Origin of the sequence: Fibrella rubiginis (assembly GCF_017353185.1) — a bacterium.
In the GTDB taxonomy this organism is placed as follows: domain Bacteria; phylum Bacteroidota; class Bacteroidia; order Cytophagales; family Spirosomataceae; genus Fibrella; species Fibrella rubiginis.
In genome coordinates this window covers 1-24779 of sequence record NZ_JAFMYV010000021.1, presented here as the reverse complement: position 1 = coordinate 24779, position 24779 = coordinate 1, and the positions used below count along the sequence as shown (strand labels likewise).

General features: G+C 55.5%; 17 protein-coding genes. 6 read left to right on the top strand and 11 right to left on the bottom strand.

The features are described 5' to 3' along the window. Positions 1 to 89 precede the first annotated feature (89 nt). Complete coding sequence (locus tag J2I47_RS26830; RefSeq protein ID WP_262899049.1) at positions 90 to 1544, bottom strand: OmpA family protein; 1455 nt, start codon at positions 1542 to 1544, stop codon at positions 90 to 92. Between the two features lie 244 nt (positions 1545 to 1788). Between J2I47_RS26830 and J2I47_RS25990 the strand changes: the two genes are divergently transcribed. Further along, a complete protein-coding gene (locus tag J2I47_RS25990) occupies positions 1789 to 6156 on the top strand; it encodes a T9SS type A sorting domain-containing protein (RefSeq protein WP_207367554.1) in 4368 nt (1455 codons plus the stop codon). Positions 6157 to 6220: 64 nt separating this feature from the next. On the opposite strand, the gene J2I47_RS25985 is transcribed toward J2I47_RS25990, so the two are convergent. The 8 genes from J2I47_RS25985 to tnpA all read right to left on the bottom strand — a co-directional run bounded on the left by J2I47_RS25985 (position 6221) and on the right by tnpA (position 16735). Further along, on the bottom strand, positions 6221 to 7405 hold the full coding sequence (locus J2I47_RS25985; protein WP_207367553.1) for a DNA polymerase III subunit: 1185 nt from the start codon (positions 7403 to 7405) through the stop codon (positions 6221 to 6223). Positions 7406 to 7498: 93 nt separating this feature from the next. Then, positions 7499 to 8683, bottom strand: coding sequence for a putative sugar nucleotidyl transferase (locus J2I47_RS25980; RefSeq protein WP_207367552.1), 1185 nt, complete (start codon positions 8681 to 8683; stop codon positions 7499 to 7501). Positions 8684 to 8807: 124 nt separating this feature from the next. After that, complete coding sequence (locus J2I47_RS25975) at positions 8808 to 9410, bottom strand: cytochrome c oxidase subunit 3 (RefSeq protein ID WP_207367551.1); 603 nt, start codon at positions 9408 to 9410, stop codon at positions 8808 to 8810. Positions 9411 to 9499: 89 nt separating this feature from the next. Continuing rightward, the gene (locus J2I47_RS25970; RefSeq protein WP_207367550.1) at positions 9500 to 10351 is read right to left on the bottom strand and encodes a 4-(cytidine 5'-diphospho)-2-C-methyl-D-erythritol kinase; all 852 of its coding nucleotides are present in this window, start codon (positions 10349 to 10351) and stop codon (positions 9500 to 9502) included. Between the two features lie 117 nt (positions 10352 to 10468). Further along, a complete protein-coding gene (locus tag J2I47_RS25965) occupies positions 10469 to 12976 on the bottom strand; it encodes an OmpA family protein (protein WP_207367549.1) in 2508 nt (835 codons plus the stop codon). A gap of 87 nt (positions 12977 to 13063) precedes the next feature. Continuing rightward, positions 13064 to 14776: a T9SS type B sorting domain-containing protein gene (locus tag J2I47_RS25960; RefSeq protein ID WP_207367548.1), complete on the bottom strand. Its 1713-nt coding sequence runs from the start codon at positions 14774 to 14776 to the stop codon at positions 13064 to 13066. Positions 14777 to 15070: 294 nt separating this feature from the next. Beyond that, a complete protein-coding gene (locus J2I47_RS25955) occupies positions 15071 to 16231 on the bottom strand; it encodes a CaiB/BaiF CoA transferase family protein (protein ID WP_207367547.1) in 1161 nt (386 codons plus the stop codon). Between the two features lie 51 nt (positions 16232 to 16282). After that, entirely contained in the window at positions 16283 to 16735 is a 453-nt protein-coding gene (tnpA, locus tag J2I47_RS25950; RefSeq protein WP_207367546.1) for an IS200/IS605 family transposase, read from the bottom strand. Positions 16736 to 16990: 255 nt separating this feature from the next. Here tnpA and carB point away from each other — a divergent pair, with 255 nt between their 5' ends. From carB to J2I47_RS25935, 3 genes are read left to right on the top strand one after another with little or no spacing between them, the layout of a single operon-like run. Next, complete coding sequence (gene carB, locus J2I47_RS25945; protein WP_207367545.1) at positions 16991 to 19864, top strand: carbamoyl-phosphate synthase large subunit; 2874 nt, start codon at positions 16991 to 16993, stop codon at positions 19862 to 19864. A 52-nt stretch (positions 19865 to 19916) separates the two neighbouring features. Next, the gene (locus J2I47_RS25940) at positions 19917 to 20177 is read left to right on the top strand and encodes a hypothetical protein (RefSeq protein WP_207367544.1); all 261 of its coding nucleotides are present in this window, start codon (positions 19917 to 19919) and stop codon (positions 20175 to 20177) included. Beyond that, positions 20104 to 20598: a DUF6169 family protein gene (locus J2I47_RS25935; protein WP_207367543.1), complete on the top strand. Its 495-nt coding sequence runs from the start codon at positions 20104 to 20106 to the stop codon at positions 20596 to 20598. The genes J2I47_RS25940 and J2I47_RS25935 overlap by 74 nt, the downstream gene beginning before the upstream one ends. Positions 20599 to 20669: 71 nt before the next feature. Here J2I47_RS25935 and J2I47_RS25930 read toward each other — a convergent pair whose 3' ends face one another. Continuing rightward, positions 20670 to 21122: a hypothetical protein gene (locus J2I47_RS25930; RefSeq protein WP_207367542.1), complete on the bottom strand. Its 453-nt coding sequence runs from the start codon at positions 21120 to 21122 to the stop codon at positions 20670 to 20672. 125 nt (positions 21123 to 21247) lie between these two features. Here J2I47_RS25930 and J2I47_RS25925 point away from each other — a divergent pair, with 125 nt between their 5' ends. Beyond that, the gene (locus tag J2I47_RS25925; RefSeq protein WP_207367541.1) at positions 21248 to 22693 is read left to right on the top strand and encodes a DUF1800 domain-containing protein; all 1446 of its coding nucleotides are present in this window, start codon (positions 21248 to 21250) and stop codon (positions 22691 to 22693) included. 12 nt (positions 22694 to 22705) lie between these two features. After that, the gene (locus tag J2I47_RS25920) at positions 22706 to 23932 is read left to right on the top strand and encodes a DUF1501 domain-containing protein (RefSeq protein WP_207367540.1); all 1227 of its coding nucleotides are present in this window, start codon (positions 22706 to 22708) and stop codon (positions 23930 to 23932) included. A 244-nt stretch (positions 23933 to 24176) separates the two neighbouring features. Here the strand turns inward: J2I47_RS25920 and J2I47_RS25915 are convergent, their stop codons facing one another. Further along, positions 24177 to 24419, bottom strand: a complete 243-nt coding sequence (locus J2I47_RS25915; RefSeq protein WP_207367539.1) for a hypothetical protein — start codon at positions 24417 to 24419, stop codon at positions 24177 to 24179. Positions 24420 to 24779 lie beyond the last annotated feature (360 nt).

Genomic DNA, 24779 nt, shown 5'->3' with positions numbered 1-24779 from the left:
TGTCACCCTGAGCCTGTCGAAGGGCCAGGCGACAGCAACCTTCAACCCTGAGCCACATAATAGCCTCGCTACTCAGTTCATCTATAAACTTACTTCTTCGTTACGCGCACCGAAGTACGGCGGTTTTTCTGGCGGCCTTCTGCCGTCTTATTATCCGCAACGGGTACCTCCTGACCATAGCCTTCAGCTTCCAGACGGGTTTTGTCGACTCCTAATTTGATCAGTTCAGCCATGGCGGCATCGGCGCGTTGCTGCGACAGCTTTTTGTTGCTGGCCGCGTTGCCCGTGTTGTCGGTGTAGCCCCCAATCTTGAGGTTCACCGCCGGGTACGCTTTCAGAATAGCGGCCATGTTCTGCAACTGCTCACGCGATTCGGGCTTAAGTCTGGCACTGCCCGTCTCAAACAAAAGCCGGTCGAAGTCGAACCAGGTTTTCTTGTCTACTGCCTTCGATTTGTCTTCAATGAAGGCGATCAGGCGATTCTCTACGCCGTTGGCCGGGATGTTCAATTCTACGCCATCGGGCAACTTTTTGGCGCCGAAAGCACCCAGCGAAGCGGCCGCTCCCGCAATGGCATCACCGGCTTTGTCAGCAGCGTTACCCACGGCACTGGCGGCGGTATCCATCATAGACCCGGCGTTGTTACCAATCGAATCGGCGGTGGCGGTAGCTGTCACATCACGCGTGGAAGCCGATGTGGTGTCGTTCATGGTGGAACTGGTCACGGCGGTCGAATCTTTTTTGTCGCCGCAACCCCGCAGGAAATACAGCAGCGCTGCAAGGGCCAGCGCACCCAGTACCCAGGGCAGGAAGTTAAAGCCCTTACCACCCCGATTATCGTCGGCCATGCGGGCTGGTTCACCCGTTGCACCCCCCCGCACATCGTTGAACGCGGTTGATGCGGCGCTGCTGGCACCACCCATGGCTGAACCCAGCCCGCCCGTTACGCCGCCGAGGGCCGAACCGGCTGCGCCCGTGAGGCCACCCATCATGCCACCCAGCGCACCCAACCCCGGAATATTACCCATCAACGACGATAGGCCCGATGGCATAGCTGCTGAAACGGCCTCACGCTGATCGGCCAGCAGACTGACCAGTCCACTCGTACCGGTGCCCTGCGAGGCCATTTGCCGGCCAAGCAGCCCCGTAATAAGGGAGCCTGCCATGCCCATCAAGCCCGATGCCGACGAACTTTTCACCCCTGCATATTGCGCCAGCGCGCCGCTGATGAGTCCTGAGCTGGAGCCAAAAATAGAATCGAGGAGTCCGCCTCCCTGTTGCATCATGGTGTTGGGATCGTCATCGGCTACGGGTGCCTGTGGTGAGGCTGATGAGCCCTGCATGAAGTTTTGCAGCATACCTGTCAGAAAACCAGGTCCTTCGGGTGTGCTGCTACGTGAAATGAGGCCGCCCAGGAAAACTGGCAGCGCACCCGTGAGTGCCTTCTGCGTGTTTTCGGGGCTTTCGTTTAGCGAGCCGCTGACACGGTTCACAACGGCGTCGGTTAAATAGCCTTTGGCCATTTCCAGTAGGTTAATTGCCATACAAGGAGGGGGTTTTGTGCGATAACGCACGTGAAACAGATAAAAGACAATGAAATCGTGGTAAATTATAAATTTTATCCGCAGTAATTAGACTTATTCGCCATAAAGTAACAGATGCGGCCTATTGTACGCCCAACCCGGACCCGTTCGGGTAGAAATGGCTAATTTTCGGACAACCCAACTTTTTTATTACCGCATGTGGTCGCTTTATCCCCTTAAACGTGCTTTTGTTGAACGTTGCGCTATGCCGTTTAGCCAATGGCTGGTAGTGACAACGCTGGCTATGCTGGCCGGGGTAGCTGTGGCCCAACCAATCAAAATTCAGCCCCTGCCCGGTTCCCTCTGCGCCGGAAGCACCATACAGCTGGCTTTTTCGTACACAAACAATTTCATTCCGGCTGAACCTCTGCGCATTGACCTGATCGACGCGGGTGACAATGTGGTGGAAAAACTGGTTGATAACGTTACGGCAACGGTTGCCTTTGTTCCCCTGCCCATCAACCGCGACGATAGTTATTACCGGCTGCGCGTTTACAGTTCCAACCCGTTTACCTACACCAACTCCACGCCGTTTCGATTGGCGCAATTGCCCAAAGCCCAGCTTATATCGCCGGTGTCGGGGCCTTATTTCATCAATCCGGGTGAGGTGTTCAAACCCCTGCTGGTGCTGAGTGGCGGCGGTCCATATGTGGTTCGGCTCAATGACACGATCTCCGTATATACCGATGAGTTAGCGCGGGCGGCACAACTAAGCCTGACGCCCGGACAGAGTACAACCTATCGAATTACGTATCTCGAAAACAACTGTGGCCGTGGTGCAGCTGCGGGCGAAGCGTCGGTGAGCGTGGGTACGGCTGGCCTGCTGGTTACCCGCCTGTCTACCCGTGAACCCTGCGCGGGCGAAACCATCGACGTCCACTATTCAACAGATCGGCCCTTAGCCAATACAAACTACAAGGTTGAATTTCAGCCGGTTGATCCCAGGCAACAAGCCTATATTGTGTCTGTATCGGGTACGGGTAGCCCGGCGCGGGTGGTAGTGCCTGCTCTGCCCGCAGGGGGAACCTACCGACTGCGGCTTTTCTCAGAATCGGCGGGCGTGTCGGCGTTTTATAAAGATAATTTCGGTGATCAGGCCAGCACCATCCAGCTGCGACGGTCGCCAACGGTAGGGCTGTTGGGCAGTCGGACTATCGGTTTTGGGCAAACGGCGCTACTCGACGCCAACGTGCCAACCACAGGAACTACCGTGCTAACCCTCAGCGACGGCACCGAGCAAACGTTTAAGGCAACGGAATCAGGTCCCTCGCGCTCATTTCGGGTGATGCCCGCCCAGACCACCACCTACACCCTCCGAAGTGTAAACAGTACCTGCGGCGTACAGGGGGCGGAGGCAGGCAGTGGTAGCGCCACCGTGACGGTGCGCCCTGGTTTCCGCATCGATTCACTGTCGACCCTCGCGCTTTGTGCGGGGCAGGAAGTAAGCGTATTTTTCACCACCAACGAGGCCACTGTCTCCACTGACCCCGCCACCTACAGCCTGCGCGGGGCCACGGGCTACACCGACGACGACCAGTTTCAGGGTGGGCAAGTTACCCTCGACGTGCGCCGCGTTACCCCCGGCAATCAGCCCGGCACGGGTATTTTGGTGGCCAGTCCCCGCCCGCTCCCCACCGACTACCTGACCAACCCTGCCTATGGCCCGGCCGGGAACCTGCTGACGGGTAATTTTTACCTTCAGTTAGCCCGAAACGGTAACGCAGGGGGCATTTTTCGCCGCGCCATTGCCATCGCCGATAAGCCTCAGCTTAGCCTCAGCACGGCCCCTATCACGGTAGCACGCCCGCAACTGGTATACCCCATTGCGCAGCTGGCTGGTCATGCCACCCCTACCGACGTTACCCTCTCCGACGGCTCACGGCTGACGGTGGCGAGCGATATGGGTGCTGGCGCTGCCAAAGCGCTGGCGGTGCCGATAGAGGTAATGGTGAAAGCAAATGGCCAGTTCAGCGTCGCCTCGGTGCAGAACCGGTGCGGACTGGGAACAGCCGTGGGAACGGTGGCTATTTCGGTGCAGAAAACAGATACCACCGCCCTGTATATGGGTCCAATTCCGACCACTATCTGCGCTGGCAGCACCATTTCCATCCCGTTTACGGCGGTGGGCAACACCGGCAATACCTTCCGCGTGGAACTGGCCGACGACGATGGTATTTTTCGGGGTAAGCTCATCGGAGCCAGCAACACCAGTCCTATCACCGCCGCCATTCCGGGTAATCTGGGTATTCACAGCGTGCAAAAAATCAGGGTAGTAGCCCTTGGCGGTCCAACGCCCAGCAGTCAGCCCCGTTCCTTTGTCTACGTAGACCATACGCAGGTAGTCCGCCTGAGCACACCGTCGGGGGCTACTGAGGCCGTGGCCCGCCCCGGTGAAGCCACCCTACTTCGCCTGCTCACCACCGGTTCGTCCAACACCGACGTGGTCCTCTCCGATGGTCGACGGCTGACGCTGACCAATGTGTCTACCGACGTGCCGGTGATGCCCGCTCAAACGACAACCTACACGTTCCGGTCGGCGCGGAATGCCTGCGGGGTGGCCGCGGGAACGGGCACGGTGACCGTGCGGGTACAACCGTTCTGGCTGCAACCACAGCTAAGCCAGACCACCTTCTGCGAAAACGATTCGCTGTCGGTGCACGTGACGGTGCACGGTGATATACCAGCCGGGGCTACCCACGCGCTGCAATTGCTGCTCAACGGTAATGTGGCCCAGACCCTGCCCGCCCGGTGGTTGGGTAATCGCCTGAAATGTGCTCTGGCCAACACGATTTCCATTCGCACAGCCTATACCGTTCGGGTGCTGACTACGGTAGGTAACAACCAATATTACAGTACGTTGACACCAACTGCCTTTTCTGTTTACCGGTATCCGAAGATTCGGTTAGTACCACCCAGCACGGGTACAATTCTGCTCGACGAAAAGCAGAACAGCGTCGGTGTACAGCTGGTAGACCCAAACAATGGCCTGCCCGCCCTCCTCGACAGCCGGATTCAGTACCGGATTAACAACCAGACCTACGCCGCCATCGACAACCTGCCCGTGACGGTGCAATTGCTGGCTAACAGCGCTGCCACCACCAACTATCAGATCTCATCGGTCTACGATGCTTTTTGTGGTTTTGGTGTGGCCGACGGCAGCGTGCGTATTGCCTACCGACCCGGTCTGCGGTCTGTTTCGCTCAGCAAATTCCTTATTTGCCGTGGCGGCGACCAGGCCATTTTGTCGTATGAAGTATCGGGTGAGTTTAACGCCGATGCCCGGTTTACGGCCTATCTGGTGAATGCATCGGGTGCCAAAATCAGGCTGGGTCAATCGGCCAAACCCATTGACCGTCTGCCGTTTACGGTCGATCCGGGTGTGGCATCGGGGACGTATCAGGTAGTGCTGGAGTCGTCGGTGCCGAACCTGCCGGGGTTTAGTAATTTCCCCAGCATCACCGTGGGCGACCCGCCCGTAGTGGTCCTGCGCCCCACCAGCTCCGTGCAATATCCTGACCAGACCGTAACGGTGTCGGCGAAAGTGGTGAGTGGTTTTTTGCCCGTGTCTCTAACCCTTACAGACGGTTCGTCGCAGACGCTGACAGCGTTTGACAATACGTTTACGTTTTCACCCCAGCAAACCGGCGTCTATCAGGTGGCGCAGGCCAGCAACGTATGCGGTGCCGGGCAGGCTAGTGGTTCGGTATCTGTGACGGTGTTGCCCAATTCGCCCACACAGGTGCGGGTGGCCGACGTCAGTTCGCAGGGAACAGCCGCGCAGGTGTGCATCAACGGCACGCTCACCGTAGCCCTTGACACGCGCGGGACGTTTGGCCCGGGCAACCAGTTCACCATTTACCTTTCCGACAGTACCGGCCAGAATTATCGTCCGCTAACCACCAGAACCGTTGGTGCCACTACGCTCACGGCGGTGCTACCCCCCGATGCCCTGCCTGGTACGGGTTACCGCGTACGGGTGGGCGCCAGCAACCCGGCCCTGCTTGGTTCGGTGAGCACACCACTCACCGTGCGGGGTAGCCTGACGGGGGTGCTCACAGCGGCGGCAACCGCCTATCGGGGTGATTTAACGTCGCTGACGATCAGCCTGAGTGGGGTGGGGCCGTGGTCGGTTACGCTAACCAACAATCGCTACGGCACTGAACGGTTTACGGCCACCACGTCGCCCTACCTTTACCCATTCCAGGCCGACAGTACCACTACGTTTCAGTTGCTGGGTGTAACCAACACGCTCTGCGGCGTGGGGCAGGCGTCGGGTCGCGTCACGATCACTGTGCTGAATCCGCTGGGTGTTGAACCAACCGGCGTGACCGTAATGGCTTATCCCAACCCTACGGCGGGTCAACTTCGTATAAAGGGCGATTGGCCTAACCCGCAGCAAGTCAGTCTGTTACTCAGCGACGCTACTGGCCTAACGGTTCATTCGACCACCCATGACCGTCCCGGCCCCGCCTTCCAGACCGACCTGGATCTAAGCCAGTTTGCACCCGGCATCTACATGCTGATTATTAACGCCGACGGAGTAAGAACGGTGGTGAAGGTGATGAAGGAATAGTTTACTGTTTTCCGTTGCTTCGCGCTCTACCCTTCCCAACGCGAAGCAACGGAAAACGGTAAACTCAATTCTTGATCAGCCTGGCGAACGTCAACGACAAATCCAGCAGCACCATTTTGGGGCGGGCATTGCGCTCGATGTGGTAAGCCGCTTCGTTGAGGTCGCCTACCATGCGGTCGATGAGGTCTGGGCGAAGGATTTTGCCAAAGTTCTGGACAAACTTTAGCTCGTCGTCGGGGAGGCGCAGCAGTTGCGTAGCCCCTTGCTGGAAAAGAAACAGATCGCGGCAAAGGCGCAGGCTGTAATCAAACAAACCCTTTTGACGGTCTTTGGGCAGGGCGTCGAACTGATCGGCCTGCTTCACGAGCCAGTTCAGGTCCTGCCGGTAGCACGCCCGCATCCAGTCGGCAAACCAGGCATGCTGATCCCCCACGGTATCGTCGGACTTGGTTTGGCCCATTTTGAGGGCCTGTGCCAGATTACCGTCGGTGAGGTAAGCAAGTCGGCGAGCGCGGGTTTCGTCCAGGTTGAGCGTTTGGCGCAGGTGGGTAGCTACTTCGGTATCGGTGAAATTCCGCACGGCTACGCGCTGCGCCCGCGAGAGAATAGTCACCAGTAATTTGTCGGGCTGGTTAGTAACGAGCAAGAACAAGGTGCGTTCGGGTGGCTCTTCAAGTACCTTCAGCAACGCATTGGCCGAGGCCACGTTCATCAGTTCGGGCAACCAGATGAGCATGATTTTGTAGGCTCCCTCATAGGCTTTCAACGACAGTTTCTGCAGAATATTCCGGGCTTCCTCGGCGGCAATATTACCCTGCTTGTTTTCACCCCCGGTGGCATCGAGCCAGTCAGACAATGTACGGTAAGGATTGTCGATCAGAAACTTACGCCATTCGGGCAGTACGGCTTCGCTGGTGTTTTTGCCCTTGCCAAGGTTTGCTACCGGATACACCATGTGCAGATCGGGGTGTACCAGCCGACTCATTTTCATGCACGACGAACACCGCCCGCAGCCATCAGACAAGGGTGCCTCCAATGCGGCAGCCGTGGCCCCAAACAGCCCCCCCTCATCACCACTGCCCGACCGGGTTTCGCAATTAACGTAGGTAGCCAGGGCCAGGGCCAGCGCGAGATTGGCGCTGCCCGCCCGCCCATCGAACAGCAGCGCGTGGGCCAGGTGATTGGTTTGAACGGCCCGCACCAGCGTCTGCTTAGTGTCGTCGTGGCCAACGATGTCGGAGAAAAGCATGGGGAGATAATGTGAATGAACAATGCATAATGTACAATGGACAATGGCTCCGCGCACTACATATCAGCGTGCGAAGCCATTGTTCATTGTACATTATGCATTGTACATTAAAAACACGGTTCGAAGAATGGCCTCTTCTGTGTCGTTGAGGGGAATATTGCGGCGGCCTACCGACTCGCGGGCCACGTGCAGGGCTTTGTCGAGGCGGTAAGGCGAAAAGCCTTCGGCGGCACCACCCCAACTAAACGAGGGTATATGTTTGGGTTGAAAACCGGCCCCGTACACATTCACATTGACGCCCACTACCGTGCCGGTGTTAAACATGGTGCTGATGCCCGCTTTGGTATAGTCGCCCATCATAAGGCCGCAGAAAAGCCGCCCTGTATCTTCCAGCTGACCAGTGGCATAGCTGTGCAGCTTCACCGGGCCATAATCATTTTTCAGGTTCGAATTGTTGACGTTGGCCCCCAGGTTGCACCACTCGCCAATGACCGAATTACCCAAAAAACCGTCGTGGGCTTTGTTGCTGTAGCCAAAGAAAACCGAATTGCCCACCTCGCCGCCTACCTTACAAAATGGCCCGATGGTGGTATTACTCCGCATTTTGCCGCCCCAGTTCACTGTGGCATCGTGGCAGAGCGCAAACGGGCCAATCATGATGGTGCCTTCACTAATGGTAGCATTACGGCCAATGTATATTGGACCACTTTCGGCGTTGATCGTAGCGGCGCGGATGGTGGCACCTTCTTCGATAAACAGGTTGTCGGCACCATACACGCGGGTAAATGGGTCTGTGATGGGTGCTGATTTCCGACCAGCCGTAATCTGGGCAAAATCGGCTTTGATCTGATCGCCATTCAGGGCAAAAATATCGGGCATCTGCCGAATCATGACCGGCTTGTCGGGACCCGCGTCGGCGATGGCAAAATCGGTTGCAGTGGGGGCCTTATCCAGTTTTTTTGCTGTCCGGACGGCCAGCACCGTTTGGTCGGGCAGCACAAAGGCCGACTCCGGAGTCAGCGTGTCGAGTGTTGCCAGGAACGCCCGCGATGGGCATGCTGCTCCGTTGATGTACAACGTTTCAGGTTCGGTGTACGTAGCCGGAAACTTGGTTTGCAAATAGGCTTCGGTCAGGTGCGAAATGGGCTTCTGAAGCCACTGCTCCCACTTTTCGGTTATTGTCCAGATACCAACGCGAATACCAGCTACGGGCCGGGTAAAGGTAAATGGCAACAAAGCCGTGCGAATGGCTGGCTCGTCGAAGAGAATGTAGTTCATGCGAAAAACAGAATTGGGTGCGTGTATCACCCAACCGCGAAGATACGGCAGACTGTTTGCGGAAACCGATTTAGGCACCCGGTGCGAGGCCACGGCCATCCTGCCAATCCTGTCCAAAAACCGCTCACCAGGTGGCCCAGGCGATGCGGTGGTGGAAAAGCAGGAAGATAAACAAGACCACCCACAGCACATCAACGAAATGCCAGTAGAGCGTGATTAGCTTGATTTTCAGCTGGTTCGGCGGATTGACGCTGTACACAAACGATTCAACGTAGGCCCGCCGCCGAATCGCCTCGACCAGTGCGATGGTCATAAATACCAGCCCAGCCAGAATGTGTAGCAGGTGCAAACCCGAAATGAGGTACACGAACCCGCCAGCAGGATTGCCTTCCAGCCCCACGCCCGCCCGCACCATTTGTCGCCAACCCCAGGCCTGCAACAGAATAAACAACGTACCCAGCACCAGCGTGGTGGCCATGTTGATGCGGTAGCCCGAAAACTGTTCGTGCTGAAATGCTCGGTTGGCATTGTGCAGGGTCAGGCTGCTAAGCAGAATGACCACTGTGCTGAGTACAAACACGTTGGGCAAGGCCACAGTAGCCCAGCCCGGCCCGGTTTGGCGCACAATATAAATGCCCAGCAGGACCGTAAACAGCAAGACGCTGCCCCCAATACCCAACCAGACCATAAAACGAAACGGCTCCCGCCGCCTGGTGAAACGACTCATGCATTAATGAGTGAATGAGTGATTGGGCGAATAGTGAATAGGCTGACGCAGGCGTACATTGGCTTCAACTCATTCAATCAATCACTCATTCACAATTGACTCTTCCAGACAGTGTAACGCGAAAAGGGGGGTGGTGAATTCGGGGGAGCGTTAAAAATGCCATAAAGCGTGGAGCCGCTGCCGCTGAGGCTGGCGTAGAGGGCCCCTGCCTCGTAGAGTTGGGCCTTTATTTCGCCCAGCAAAGGATACTTCGGGAAGAGGCTGTCTTCAAAGTCATTATGAACTGTGTCGCGCCACTGCTCAATAGGGGCCTCCAGTAGTGCGCGCAGAGGCGTATCAGGCTGCCGGGGCGTAACCCCGGCGTAGGCTTCGGCGGTCGAGATGGCCAGGTTTGGGTATACCAGCAGGATGTGGTATCCGTTTAGGTCGAGGTTTATAGACTCAAAAACGTCCCCTTTCTCGATGCAGTACTGAGGCTTGTTTTGAATGAAAAAGGCACAATCACTACCCAATTCACGGGCGTAGTTCTCGCGTTGCGCCACCGTCAGACCCAGGGCAAACTGCTCGTTGAGCAGGTTTATGGTGGCAGCGGCGTCGGCTGATCCGCCGCCTAAACCCGCACCAATAGGCACGATCTTATGCAGGTGCATCTGCACGGGTGGCAGGTCGTAATCAGCTTGTAGCAGGTGATAGGCACGCACACACAAGTTACGCGCCGGATCCGGATCGCCGGGAATGGGCAGGCCACTAGTAGTGAACGTAACCAACTCGTTAGCAACCGGTTGATTCGCTGCTGTTTTGTCCGAAATGGCCGGGATGATCTCCAGCACATCGGTCCAGCCGACGGGGTAGAAGGCCGAAAGTAAGTTGTGAAACCCGTCGGCCCGACGTTCGATCAGTTGCAGACCGATATTGATTTTACAGGATGGAAAAGCGAGCATGAGGTAAATTAATGAACAATACACAATGTATAATGTACAATGGCTTCGCGCTTAACCCATGCTAGCGCGAAGCCATTGTACATTATACATTCTGCATTGTTCATTATTCATTGAACCTTACTTGATTGCCAGAATTTTGAATTCGGTTCGGCGGTTGCGCTGGTGTTCGGCTTCGGTGCAGATAACACCGTCGGTACAGTTGTTGACCGGCATCGACTCGCCATAGCCGGTAGCCATGATGCGGTTACGGCGAATGCCTTTCGACGTCAGGTAATCGGCCACAGCGCGAGCGCGGAGGGTAGACAACTCCTTATTACGGGCCGCGCCGCCCCGACTGTCGGTGTGGGAGCGAATCTCGATCACCAGCGACGGGTATTTCTGCATCGTAGACACCAGCCGGTCTATCTCGCGGGCGGCGTCGGTGCGGATATTCGCGTTGCCCAGATCGTAGTAGATATTGTCCATTGGAATAACCTCACCCACGCGCAGCAGTTTCACGTCGGCGGCCACCAGCTTGGGCTTCGACTTTTTGGCCAGCTTCCGTACCCGGCTAAAATTGGTGCCGTAGGTAGGCTTGGAGGCAATCAGCGTGTAGTCACAGCCTTCCACAAGGTCAAATTCATATCCTCCGTCGGCACCAGTCACCGTCGATAAGGTTTCGCCGTTGCATTCGTTTTTCAGCTTTACCGTCACGCCTTCAATGGGCGAACTATCGCGTTCGCCCAGTACCGAACCCCGTAGCCTGGAGCGGGTCAGTGGTTTTTTTGGGTCCAGCGGCGCCAGCGTTCTTGTTTCGGTATAGACCGTATCCATCACCATTGTGGGCTTCAGCATGGTCATTTCCAGCTGCGATGGCTGATCATCAGTCATGGCTTTGGTGGAAAAACCAAGGGTGCTGTTGATGTAGCCGTCGCGTTTGGCGGTGAAGAGGTAGTTGCTGTCACCGTCGAGGCAAAAGCGCACAATACCATTGGCATCAGCCTTGAGGAGCTGGTCGGTCTGGCCGGGACGGCGGCTTTTGGCCACTACCGTCACACTGTCGAGAGGTAAGTTGGCCTCACGGTCAATCACACGCAGGGTCAGGTCGCGGCAGCCGTAAAGGGAGCTTTCGCGCGTAAATCGAAAAATGTCATCCGACCCGTTGCGGTTACTGCTCAAAAAACCCGACCGGCGGGCACCGTCGGTGATCATCCCGAAGTCGTCGCCTGCCGAGTTGATGGGTGCGTCGATGGTTTCTACTGCCCGCACCGTAGTACCCGCCATAGCCGCGTAGAACACGTCAAGTCCACCAACTCCCTTACGTCCGTCGGTAGAGTAGTAGAGATTGCCCTGTTCATCGGCGAAAGGAAACAGTTCGTTGCCTTTGGTATTGATGGTTGGCCCCAGGTTCTGCGGTTCGCTCCAACGCCCGTTCAACCAACGGGTTACGTACAGGTCGGTCCCTCCAAGGCCGCCGGGCATATCAGACGCGAAGAAAAGCAGTTGGTCGGGTGTGCCGTCGGGCCCTTTGCTTAGAGCCGGGTGTCCCACCGAATACTCGTCGCTGTTGAATGGTAGCTCGACCACGTCGACCCAGGCACCATCTACCTGCCGGGCGGTGTAGAGCTTGAGTTTATTGACGTTTTCGGCGCTGGTTTTAGCTTTGCCGTTGTTGTAATTATTACGCGTGAAAATGATCTGCGTACCATCGGCCGAGAACGTGGCGGGGCCTTCGTGATAGCGCGTATTAAGCGATTGTGCGAAACGCTTGCCCGGATCGGCTCCCGGTCTGTTGTCATACCCCAATCCTTCGGCCACCCGAATGCCCGCGTCGAAGCCTACGGCGGTTTTGTTGTCGTTGGCCGTGGCCTGCGTATAAAAATCTTTGCCTACCTTATTGGGTGTGCGGCTTGGTGCCCCCGAGCCTATGGCGGCGGCCTTGCCAGTCATGCGCTCACCGTCGGCATCATAGCGTTGTTTGCTGGTAAGCTGCGTGCGATTGGGAATGTAGATCAGGTCGAGGTACCCGGCCCCGCCACCGCTGCCCGACGTTTCAATGGTTGACCCCCCTTTGCTGCCCGACACGTAGACCAGGCCGTTCTGGTAGAACATAGGGCTAAACTCTTCGTTGGGCGTGTTCAGGCTCAGGTCGTCGATCTGGTAGCGGACGGCTTCACGTCGGGCACTGGCCGGCCGGCCGTCGGCGGCGGTGGGTATGCTGGCTGGCAGGCGGCTGCGCTGCTGTTCTTTTAGTGTCTGATACCGGTTGAACTCCACGTCGGCTTCGGCAAATTTGCCGTTTCCGGCCAGCGTTTGGGCATAAGCCAATACCGTGTTGGCCGATTCATTGCTGGATGGTGCCATTGATACCCACTCACGAAAAGCCGCTTCGGCCTTCACATTGTCGCCGACTGACCGGTACGCCTGCGCCAGGCTAGCCTGGGCTGAAGCCCGCTGAGCAGGGGTGAGGGCCTTACCGTTCAATGCCTGGTGATATAGGTCAATGGCGCGACCGTAGGCCCGGTAACTGAGCATACGGTCGGCTTTGAGCAACAGCGAATCGGGGCGTTGCTGCGGGCCGGCCATCGCCGAATAGCTGCCAAGAAAAAGCAGTACCCAGATGCATGAATATAACAACCATCTCATAATTTATCGTGTCATTAAGCCATTAGAAACTCACTATAACTAACACAGGGTGTAAGTTCGATTAGCTGCTCGCTTACAAGGAGTTAGTCACCGGGCAATGGTCATAAACCGAACGAATTCACGGCCATCGCTAATTTTTACCACGTAGAAATAAGTGCCATCAGGCAGGCCTGCACTGTCATTTGTCCTGATGCCCTGATTAGCCGTTCCATCCCAATCGTTTTTATAGTCTGCATTGGCATAAACCCGGTGCCCCCACCGGTTGAAAACCTCCAGTTGCACCGTAAGCCCGTTGGGTACGTCGCGGATTACGAACCGATCATTGATACCATCGTCGTTGGGCGAAAAACCTTCAGGAATAAAGACGATGCTGGCTTCGGGTTGACTGATGACGTGTAGTGTGTCGCTCTTGGGCAATACCCCTGTCTGCGACCGGGGGGCGGTCAGGTCTACGGTCAGTTTGGCTGTAGCACCTGTGCAGGGACCGGTACCGTCGGGGTCGGGGGTAGTAAGCACAAACGTGACTGGACCAGCCTTACGGTCGGCTTCAGAGGCTACGTAACGCGGGCGCAGGCCCTCACTGTTGGTCATCAGGCCCGACCCGGTGCAGGTCCAGCTTAAGGGCGAACTGTCAAACCCGCGCAGCTTAGCCTGCAGGCACACCAGTCCCCGTTGGGTATCGAGGGTGTCGAGCCGGAGAGTGGCCATGGGTGGGTTGCTCAGGCAGGGCGAAATGGCGTTGGTGCAGGCAGTAATTAAGGCCGAGACGGCCACGGGCAGGCTGGAGCAGCCATTATCGGGCTTGCTACTCACGTAATAAGTCCCCGCCAGCACGGCCCCCGGCGCGTTGAGCAGCGGCGAATTAATGTCGGCAGATGTACGAAATTCATACGTCAATGCCTTGTCGAACGAAGCACCAATAGCTTGCGTAAGATCGGCAGTCTGGAACGGGCAGGCGTTTCGAACTGTAGTTTGGGCCAGCAACGCGGGCCGACCAGGTTGTACGGGAACGGTCAGTACCAGCGAGCTATCGCTTTGGCAGCTACCCATGCGGCAAACTGCCCGTATGCGCAGGGATTGGTTTGCCACGAACGTCCGGCGCGTACCCGTACCTCCGTCCGACCAGCGCACCTGACCCAGACAGGCTTCGGCTTCGACTGTAATGGATTGACCGGCACATACTACAGACTGCCCGTTGGCTACGCGTAGCAGGGGTTTGGCGGGTGGTGCCACCATGATGGTGAGCGGAGTTGAGGCTGCACCAGTGCAGGTACCTTGCTGGCAGGTGGCCTGGTATGTAGTAGTCTGAGCAGGATGAACAACAACAGAAGGGCCGGTTAGGGTAAGGTCGGTCCAGGTAAGTGTACCGTCGCAGTGGCTGGCGCTGATGGTGACCCCATCGCCCGCGCACACAGCAGGCATGTCGGTATGTAGTATGGGTGCGTCGGGGGTTCCTACAGTTACGGTGAAAGCATTGGCAAAGCAACTGACGCAACCATCGGCGAGGCGACAAACGGCGGTATAGCGGGTAGTTTGGTGCGGTGAAACGCGGATGCCCGTTCCCCGTTCTCCTGTTGACCAGATCACTTCTCCCGTGCAGCCAGAGGCGGTCAGGTCAGTTTGCTGCCCTCTACACAAGAGCGGACGGCTACCAGAAATAAGCGGTGGACTAGGTGGTAAACAGGTGACAGACACGGGTTTGGTTAAGCCCATGGCTGCCACTTCGGGCGTTGCATAAAGCGCAATTCCGATAACTAAACCGATAAGCCAGTGAGTAGACCGTTTTATCAAGCGTTTCATGCAGTTGGATTTCCTTGTATCCTACCTTGACTAAATTCATGCCAACCTCACCATGTATACATAGCCCGTTGTTAATCATAGTTTAAACTTGCCTAGTGGGGATTTTTACGCAACAGGTCACGCACCAATAGGCTAGTTTTGGTATTCAGCGCCAATCATCATAAATCATGCCAGATAAGTGCCTAACTAGTAACCGATAGCAACTATATAGAGCTTATCGGTTACCTGCTTTTTTGACGGTATAATATGGTAACTGTCACTCATAGAACCGTTATTTTGTTACTATTCGGTTGGTTAAAGGCGGTTTATTACCTCATCTGTGTCTTCGCCCAGCTGGGGGGCGGGCCAAGCTGGCTGGGCAGGTGTAATAGAGAACTTCAGCGGCACCCCTATCCCTGTTACTGGTCCTGCCACGGGATGATTTTGAGTAGAAACCATCAGTCTGGCCAGCAGCTGAGGATCAGTAGCCAGGTCATCCAGCGTGTTGACGGGCGTAATAAGCAGGTCATATTCGGCGCCTAGTTTTACCCACGCTCCCTGTGTGCGTTGTTGCATCAAATCCTGAATAAATACTTTATAGTCAGCACGTTGCTCGGGCGATTGGGGGAGCATAAACTTGAGCCAGTCGGGACGGTCCACTATGGTGCAAAATTTCTGCCAGAATTTGGGTTCCAGCGTTCCCAACACCACGTAACGCGGTATACCGTCGGTCTCGTCGGCGCAGCGGTACACGCCGTAATTGGGTTGCCCACCCGACAGCGGCATCTCCCCCCGGACGGGATGTTGACCCCCCTCGTGCAGCGCATACGCTACTGACAGCAGCGGCATCACACAGTCGGTCATTGCCACGTCGACGTGCTGCCCCTCGCCCGTGCGTTCGCGGGCGTAGATGGCGGCCAGCGTAGCCATCACGCAACCGTAGGAGCCTCCCGCAATGTCGGCGAGTTGCACACCCGGTACCACTGGTGCTTGGTCTGGCTCACCCGTTAGTCCCAGTACCCCCGCCACACCGAGGTAGTTGAGGTCATGCCCCGCCAGGTGCGCGTAAGGGCCTGTTTGCCCGTAGCCCGTTACGGATACGTAGACCAGCCGGGGGTTGCGCTCATGCATCACTGCGTAGCCCAGTCCCAATCGGTCCATATAACCGGGCCGAAACTGCTCGACCAGCACATCGGCGGTTTCGGCCAGTTTCAACAGCGTCTCGCGGCCTTCGGGGGTAGTATAGTCCAGTAACACACTCTTCTTCGACCGGTTGTAAGCGATATAATTCAACGATTCGCCGTTCTGGTAGGGCGGAAACATGCGTACATAGTCGGGGCTGTTGGGGTTTTCTATTTTGAGCACTTCGGCGCCCATATCGGCCATCATCATGGTCCCCAGCGGACCGGGCAACAGGCGCGTCAGATCCAGCACGCGCAGGCCCACCAGCGGGCCAGAAAGGGGTTTTCGAGACATAAGGGCAAGTTACGGAAAGAGGGCGGGGCAGCGTTGCATCCTTTGCTGACATTAGACTGGCGTCCCAGCTTCGTCGGCGATGCGGACGAAGCCGAAGCGGTCTATGAACTCGGTATACTCCTGAGCAAAGGTCTTGCGCTGATGGTGTTCTTCCTGCTTGGCGATGTAAGCTCGTATTTGCTTTACGCCCGATTCGCTTACTGATATGGCAAAGTATCCTTTGGCCCACTCTAACTTGTGCGGGATCGTTTTCTGCTCGTTGGCCCAGTGCGCCGACTCGCCTTTGAGTAACTGCACCACTTTGCTGATCGACTGTTCAGGTTGGGGCCGGATAAGGGCGTGGAGGTGGTCGTCGTGGCCGTTCAGACAGTCGAGTACGATCCGCTTTTGCCTCGCATTGTGCTTGATATGGCTGATCAGTTCGCGCCTGACACCCGCCGTGAGGGTGCGCTGACGGCGTTTCGTCGCCCAAACAATGTGGACCCAAATTTTAACGTATGACATCGTGTACGGTAGGTAGGTGAAGGGGCTAATCTACTAGAAATCAATGCGTGTTCTGCACGGACGACTTTTTAGTCGCCCGTGCAGAACACGAGATAGGCACCCCAATTTTTTCCGGTTCATCTACGGCATATCCCGGCGTTAGCCCGTACTTTTGCGGGATTTTTGCCCATACTCCAACTAGGCTAGGCATCAGTCATTGTACCGCGTCGGCGGACCGATTATACATTGTTCATTGTACATTGTTCCCTTTCCATCATGCCCAAAAATTCCTCCATCCGCTCGGTACTCATCATCGGTTCAGGCCCTATCGTGATTGGGCAGGCGTGTGAGTTTGACTACGCCGGTTCGCAGGCGGCCCGCTCCATCCGCGACGAGGGCATCGAAGTGTCGCTGATCAACTCCAACCCGGCCACGATCATGACCGACCCGATCAACGCCGACTACGTGTACCTGCTGCCGCTGGAGAAAAAATCCATCGTCGAGATTCTGGAAAAGCACCAGGCTATGGGCAAACCCATTGATGCGGTGCTGCCCACGATGGGTGGCCAAACGGCCCTTAACCTCGCCATCGACTGCGACAAGGCGGGCGTCTGGAAAAAGTATAACGTCGACATTATTGGTGTGGACATCAAGGCCATCGAGACCACCGAAGACCGCGAGAAATTCCGGCTGCTGATGCTCGAACTGGGTGCGGGTGTCTGCAAAGGTCGTACGGCCCGGTCGTTTCTGGAGGGTAAAGAAATTGCCCAGGAAATTGGCTTTCCGCTTGTCATTCGGCCTTCCTACACGCTGGGAGGCACCGGTGGTGGGTTTGTAAATACCGCTGAAGAGTTTGACAAAGCCCTTACGGCAGGCCTCCACGCCTCGCCTGTGCATGAGGTGCTGGTGGAGCAGAGCGTGAGCGGCTGGAAAGAATATGAGCTGGAACTGTTGCGCGATAACAACGCCAACTTCATCATCATCTGCTCGATCGAGAACTTCGACCCGATGGGTATCCATACCGGTGACTCCATCACGGTAGCGCCAGCCATGACCCTGCCCGACACGCTCTACCAAAAAATGCGTGATTTGGCAATCCGGGTAATGACCGGCATCGGGCAGTTCGCGGGTGGGTGTAACATCCAGTTTTCGGTGAACCCCGAAACCGACGACATCATTGTCATTGAAGTGAATCCGCGGGTGAGCCGGTCGTCGGCGCTGGCGTCGAAAGCCACTGGGTACCCTATTGCCAAGATCGCCGCCAAAATGGCCATCGGCTATAACCTCGACGAGCTGATGAACCCCATCACGGGCACTACGTCGGCGTTTTTTGAACCGGCCATCGACTACGTGATCGTGAAGGTACCCCGCTGGAACTTCGACAAGTTTCCGGGGGCTGATCGGTCGCTGGGCTTGCAGATGAAGTCGGTGGGGGAAGCGATGGGTATTGGCCGGAACTTCCAGGAAGCTTTGCAAAAAGCTTGTCAGAGCCTCGAAATTCGGCGTAATGGTCTTGGTGCCGATGGCCGTGAACTGAACGACATGGCCGCCCTGAAGCAGAGCCTGGCGCACCCAAGCTGGAACCGGTTGTTCCATATCTACGACGCGTTTAAAGCAGGCATGTCGTTCAGCACCATCCGGAAGCTGACCAAAATTGACCCCTGGTTCCTGCAGCAGATTGAAGAGTTGATTGACCTGGAGCGCGAAATCGAGAAATACGATCTCGATGATCTGCCGCCCGAACTGCTCCGCACGGCCAAGCAAAAAGGCTACGCCGACCGGCAGCTGGCACATATTCTCCAGGTGCGTGAAAGCAAGATTTACGACTATCGGCAGCACCATAACATTCGCCGCGTGTTCAAGTGTGTAGACACCTGCGCCGCTGAGTTCGAGGCCAAAACACCCTACTACTACTCGACCTTCAACAACCAGTTGCCCATCACCCTCGACCGCCCCGAACCCGTGTCTGATTTGCCGGGCAACGAGTCGGTGCGGAGCGACCGGAAAAAGGTGGTCATTTTGGGTTCAGGTCCCAACCGGATTGGGCAGGGTATCGAGTTCGACTACTCGTGCGTGCACGGCGTGTTGGCGGCAAAAGAGGCTGGTTACGAGACAATTATGATCAACTGCAATCCCGAAACCGTCTCCACCGACCCCGATATTGCCGATAAGCTGTATTTCGAGCCGGTGTTCTGGGAGCATGTTCACGCTATCATCATGCACGAACAGCCGGAGGGCGTCATTGTGCAGTTGGGTGGTCAGACGGCCCTGAAAATGGCCGAGAAACTGACCCGCTACGGCATCAAAATCATCGGTACCAGTTGGGATGCCCTCGATCTCGCCGAAGACCGGGGCCGGTTCTCTGGTATGCTTCGTGACCTGAATATTCCGTATCCCAAGTTCGGCACAGTGCGCGAGTCGGAGAGTGCCATCGAGTTGTCGCGCGAGTTGGGCTTCCCCTTACTGGTGCGCCCCAGCTACGTATTGGGTGGGCAGAGCATGAAGATCGTGATCAATGAGACGGAGTTGGAGCAGCACGTGATGAAGATCCTGAGCGACATCCCCGACAACAACATCTTGCTCGACCATTTCCTGGAAAACGCCATCGAAGCCGAATCCGACGCCATCTGCGACGGTGAAAACGTCTACATCATCGGCATCATGGAGCATATCGAACCGGCGGGCGTTCACTCCGGCGATTCGTACGCCCTGCTGCCGACATTTGATCTGAGTGACAACGTGATTGCGCAGATTGAGGAGTACACGAAGAAGATTGCCGTGGCTCTGCGCACGCAGGGGCTGATCAACATTCAGTTCGCCATCAAAGACGAGACTGTGTATGTGATTGAGGCCAACCCCCGCGCCAGCCGCACGGTGCCGTTCATCTGCAAAGCCTACCAGGAGTCGTATGTGAACTACGCCACCAAAGTGATGCTCGGCGCGAAGGTGACGGACTTCACGTTTAACCCTGTCAAGAAGGGCTACGCGATCAAGATCCCGGTGTTCTCGTTCAGCAAATTCCCCAACGTGAACAAGGAACTCGGCCCCGAAATGAAATCCACCGGCGAAGGCATCTACTTCATCGACGACCTCCAGGACGATTTCTTCCAGAAGGTCTACTCCGAGCGAAATCTGTATCTGAGCCGGTAAACGAAAAAGCGATCAGGTACGTTGTATCTTGCACACAGACAACCAGTTGCGTATGGAAGCCATTGACAACGTGTTAACACCTAAAGAGCAGAACGCCCGCCTTGTGGCGCGTTACAAGGCTTTTCTGAAACGTCGGGAAGAGGAACACGCCAAAGACGAAGCCGACCCTGAGCGACAAAAACGTCGGGCAGAGGCACAGGCCGAACTCAAAAGGCAAAACGAAGAAGCAGGAACACCCCTTGTCACCGTACACAATACAGCCAAACAAGACGGATCTGTACGAGTTCGTTACCGATTCGTTCGTAGCTTATGAAGTAGCATTTAAGCCGACTCCCTACCTGTTCGATGAGGGGTCGGCTTTTTCAACATTTATAGTCGAGTTAGTCATTCGGATTGGTGCAAATTCTACAAATCAATATCCTCCATTAGACAAGCGTGTAGCCACAACTATCGCTGCCATCGTTGATGACTACTATCAGACTCGGCCTGAAACTATTGCCCTGTACGTCTGTGATAGTTCGGATGGTCGGCAGGCGGCACGAAAACGAAAATTTGAAGACTGGTTCCGTTATTTTAACCAAGCTGAGTTTATCAAACACGACCTGCCTGTTACAGACCAAAAAGACGGCGTTGTCTATTATAACAGCATTATACTGAAAGCAAATAATCCATTCCTCTCCGAGATTATCAGCGAGTTTGACACGCTTTTCGGACGCTATAATGATCCCAAATGAGTGGGTGACAATAGTTTATTTCTCAGTGGGTTGATTCAAATTTGCTGTAGCTGTTCATCGAAAAGACAATCTCATTTACGACGGTACTGATGACTATATCCTTCAGCTATAATATCAGCGTAACGTAGTGTTGTATTGCTGATGTCCAGCATGTAAGTCAAAGCAACAGGGGTTTGAAATCGCTCGGTTTTTCCGTCGGCTTCGTAGACGACTAAATCCTGAAAAGTAAGGTCGCTGGTGGTATACTGCTTCTTGTTTTTGTCTGTATGAGTCGTCGTCGTAACCCGATACGTCCCGCGTTGGCTTAATATGCCGTCTACGCGCTCTTCATAGAGATTTGATTTTGCAAATGAGGCCACAACCAGCTTGCCGCCCGGCTGCGAAATGTCCTGACCATTCCAGCCGCCACGTGTCTCTTCCCAAACCCACTGACCAACAATCTCACTCTGCGGGCTTACGTCCCATTGGCAGCTAACGAACAGGAACCAGCAAAGGGGTGATAAATAGAGTAGTAGCTTTTTCATAGTCATATCGTTTGGTCAGTAGACCCGTTTTGAGTGCGAAGGGTTGCGCTATCTTTAAATTACCGTGCAACTAAACGTTTGCGTTCGTTATCTCTCTAACATCAATAGACTAACCAACGAAGCCGATGCAACGTATTCAACCAGCGGAACTCCGCCACCTGTATAGTCGGGCGGGGTTTGGGGCTACCCCGGCGCAACTGGAACAGGCAAGCGGACATTCTGTTCGTGCCACTGTGAGATCACTATTTACTGATAGTCAGTCGTTTACTCCGCTTGACTTAACTGGGGGAGAACTGGTCGACAAAGGTGAGTTGAAGCAAATGATGCGGGCGGGGCAAATTGACCGGCTCGAACTGAGAGCCAAGATCAAGGAAGCTGCGCTGGCTCAGCGTGGCCTCAACGTGGAATGGATTGATCAGATGGTGGGTCAAAAAGGCGCCCTGCGCGAGAAAATGGCCCTGTTTTGGCACGGTCATTTTGCCTGCCGCCTCAACCAGAAGCCCGGCTTCATGCTCGACTACGTAAACGTGATCCGGCAACACGCGCTGGGCAACTTCGGCGAGCTGCTGATGGCCGTGTCGAAAACGCCCGCTATGCTTCAGTTTCTGAACAATCAGCAGAACCGGAAGAACGCGCCCAACGAGAACTTCGCCCGTGAGGTGATGGAGTTATTTACACTGGGCAAGGCCGTTTCGGGTCCGCCGCACTATACCGAGCGTGACGTGAAAGAGGCAGCGCGGGCCTTTACGGGCTGGGGCTACACACCCGAAGGCCAGTTTGTTTTCCGCGAGAAAGTTCACGACGAGGGTGAGAAGACCATTTTTGGTCATACCGGCCCGTATCATGGCGACGACGTGATTGCCATGCTGCTGAAAGATCAGCACACAGCCCGGCACATCACGACCAAACTCTACCGGGCCTTCGTCAACGAAACCGCCGCCTTGGACAAGACCGAGCAGCAGCGCATCGACAAACTGGCCGACCGGTTTTATGCGTCAAACTACGACATCGGCGCGTTGATGGAAAGCATCTTCACCGCCGACTGGTTCTACGACGACCGCAACGTGGGGGCGCACATTAAATCGCCTGTAGAGTTGCTGGTGGGGATTCGGCACCTGGTAGGCATGACGTTTTCGGAACCGCAGCCGCAGGTGTTTATTCAGCGTACATTGGGCCAGATGCTGCTCTACCCGCCCAACGTGGCGGGCTGGCCCGGTGGGCGCAACTGGATCGACTCGTCGAGTTTGTTGTTTCGGATGAAGCTGCCCGATTATGTATTTAAAAACGCTAACGTGACCGTTCGGGCTAAGGAAGATGGCGACGTAAACGTGCAGCCTTTCGAGCGAAAAGGCGGTAATAAGTTCACCACGCAGGTGGATTGGGCTGGTTTTGAACAGGCCTTCGCCAAAACACCGCCCGCCCAACTGCCCGACGCCATTGCCGCCTGCCTGCTCCCGTGGCCCCTCACGCCAGACCAACGAAAGTTGCTGACCCAACCCCCTGGAGCCACTAATTCAGTCCGGCAAATGGCCACGACAATGATGAGCTTTCCCGAATTTCAACTTTGCTAAAGTCACTCACCCATGAAACGCAGAAACTTCCTTCAACAATCGGCCTTTGCTACGGCGGGAACCATGCTGATCCCTTCGTTTTTGAAGGCATTCGAGACCCAGGCAAAAGGCCTCGTGGGTGCGTCGCCGACGGGTAAAATCCTGGTGGTGGTTCAGTTATCAGGTGGCAACGATGGCTTGAATACGGTGGTGCCGTATCGCAACGACATCTACTACCGCGAACGGCCCGGCATTGCCATCAAGCCTGACAAGGTGCTGACGCTCAACGATGAAGTAGGCCTGAACCCTGCCCTCGCGCCCCTCCGCGCCCTCTACGATGATGGCCTGATGACGGTGATCAATAATGTGGGTTATCCTAATCCCGACCGGTCGCACTTCCGGTCGATGGATATCTGGCAAACGGCTTCAGATTCAGACAAATACCTACAAACGGGTTGGGTAGGGCGTTACCTCGACGCGGCCTGTGAAGGCAAACCCGGCGCGGCCAACCGGCCTAAAGCCATCGAGGTGGATGATACGCTGAGCCTGTCGATGAAAGGACGCGGACAGAACGCTCTGGCCCTGATCGACGCCAAAAAGCTGTTTAACCAGACGCGGGGCAACCTGGTCGAAACGCTGGCCGCCGCCAAACCCGATCCGCACCACGGCGACGTGGCTTATTTATACAAAACCCTAGCCGAAACCACCTCGTCAGCAGCCTACGTATATGACAAGCGGAATGCCGCCCAAACGAAGGCACTGAAGACGCAGACCACCTACCCGGCTCATGAATTGGGTAACCGCCTAAAAACGGTATCGGAGTTGATCCAGGCGGGGGTGGAAACGCAGGTTTATTATGTGTCCATTGGTGGCTTCGACACGCACATCAACCAGCCGGGGCAGCAGGAACGACTGCTGCGGCAATATGGCGAGGCTGTGGGCGCATTTATGCAGGACATGAAAATGGCGGGCCGGATGCAGGACGTGCTACTGATGACGTTCTCGGAATTTGGCCGTCGGGTGAAGCAAAACGCCAGCAACGGCACTGACCACGGCACGGCCAACAACGTGTTTCTACTGGGCGGCGCGGGCAACCGCAAAGTGTTCAATCCCGCCCCAACCTTGACAGATTTGGACGAAGGCGACCTGCGCTATACCGTCGATTTCCGGAGCATCTACGCCACCCTCCTCCACAACTGGCTTGGCACTGACGACGTAGCCATTCTGGGCCAGAAATTTGACCGGCTGGGGTTGGTGTAATACGTCAACTGTGAATGGGTTAGTGTGTGGGCAATATCCAGCCGAGGGCAGGATGTTGTCTCACACACCACTAAGTAATACCATGTCAGAAGGCTGTGATGTGGTGCGTAATTCGCGAAGCTACATAGCCATGTAGTCAGGCGCTTATGTTCGCCTCGTATAGTAACGTCAAACTGCATCTCCGGCTCACCCTCGAATCCGGTGTAATAGTCTATCATAGGGCACATCTATCCGAAGTCAGGTACTAGCAGGGAATACTAGCAGGGAAAGGAACATTAGTACTTTTATAACCACCTGCTTCTGATAATAAATTCTCGAAATCTGCGGCGACAATAACTGGGTATTTATTATCCCAAAGTCGTTTTAGTAAAATAGATATATTGTCGACATATTTATTTGTTGAAAAAGAGTCAACAATATCAATTTCAAGAAGATAAGGAAAGAAAACCGTCTGGGAAGTCAGAGAATTTTTGAGGAGAGTATCCATCATTATTTGATATTGACAAATCTAAACTTAATAAGTCGTTAGACATCAATGTCACGATCTCCTTGGTTTTAGCCTTCGTTTCTACCGAATGAGGTAGCCTTTTGCGTATAAGTCCATTGCTTTATTTGTTGAGCGGTACAAATGGAGGTGTATCAAAAGGACCACCAAGACAATCTCTTGAGGGTATTGTCACCCTGGCCAGGCGGGCTTTGAGTAGCTGAGAGCGTTCAACAAGATAGCCGATGATAGCCCGAAAGGTGAGCTATCCCCCAACAACAGCAGCCTCCAGTGGCTAGAATGTTTCAACCAATGTAGCCTTGAAAATCTTCTTTATCTAAATAGCTCTTTAAGGTGTTAATC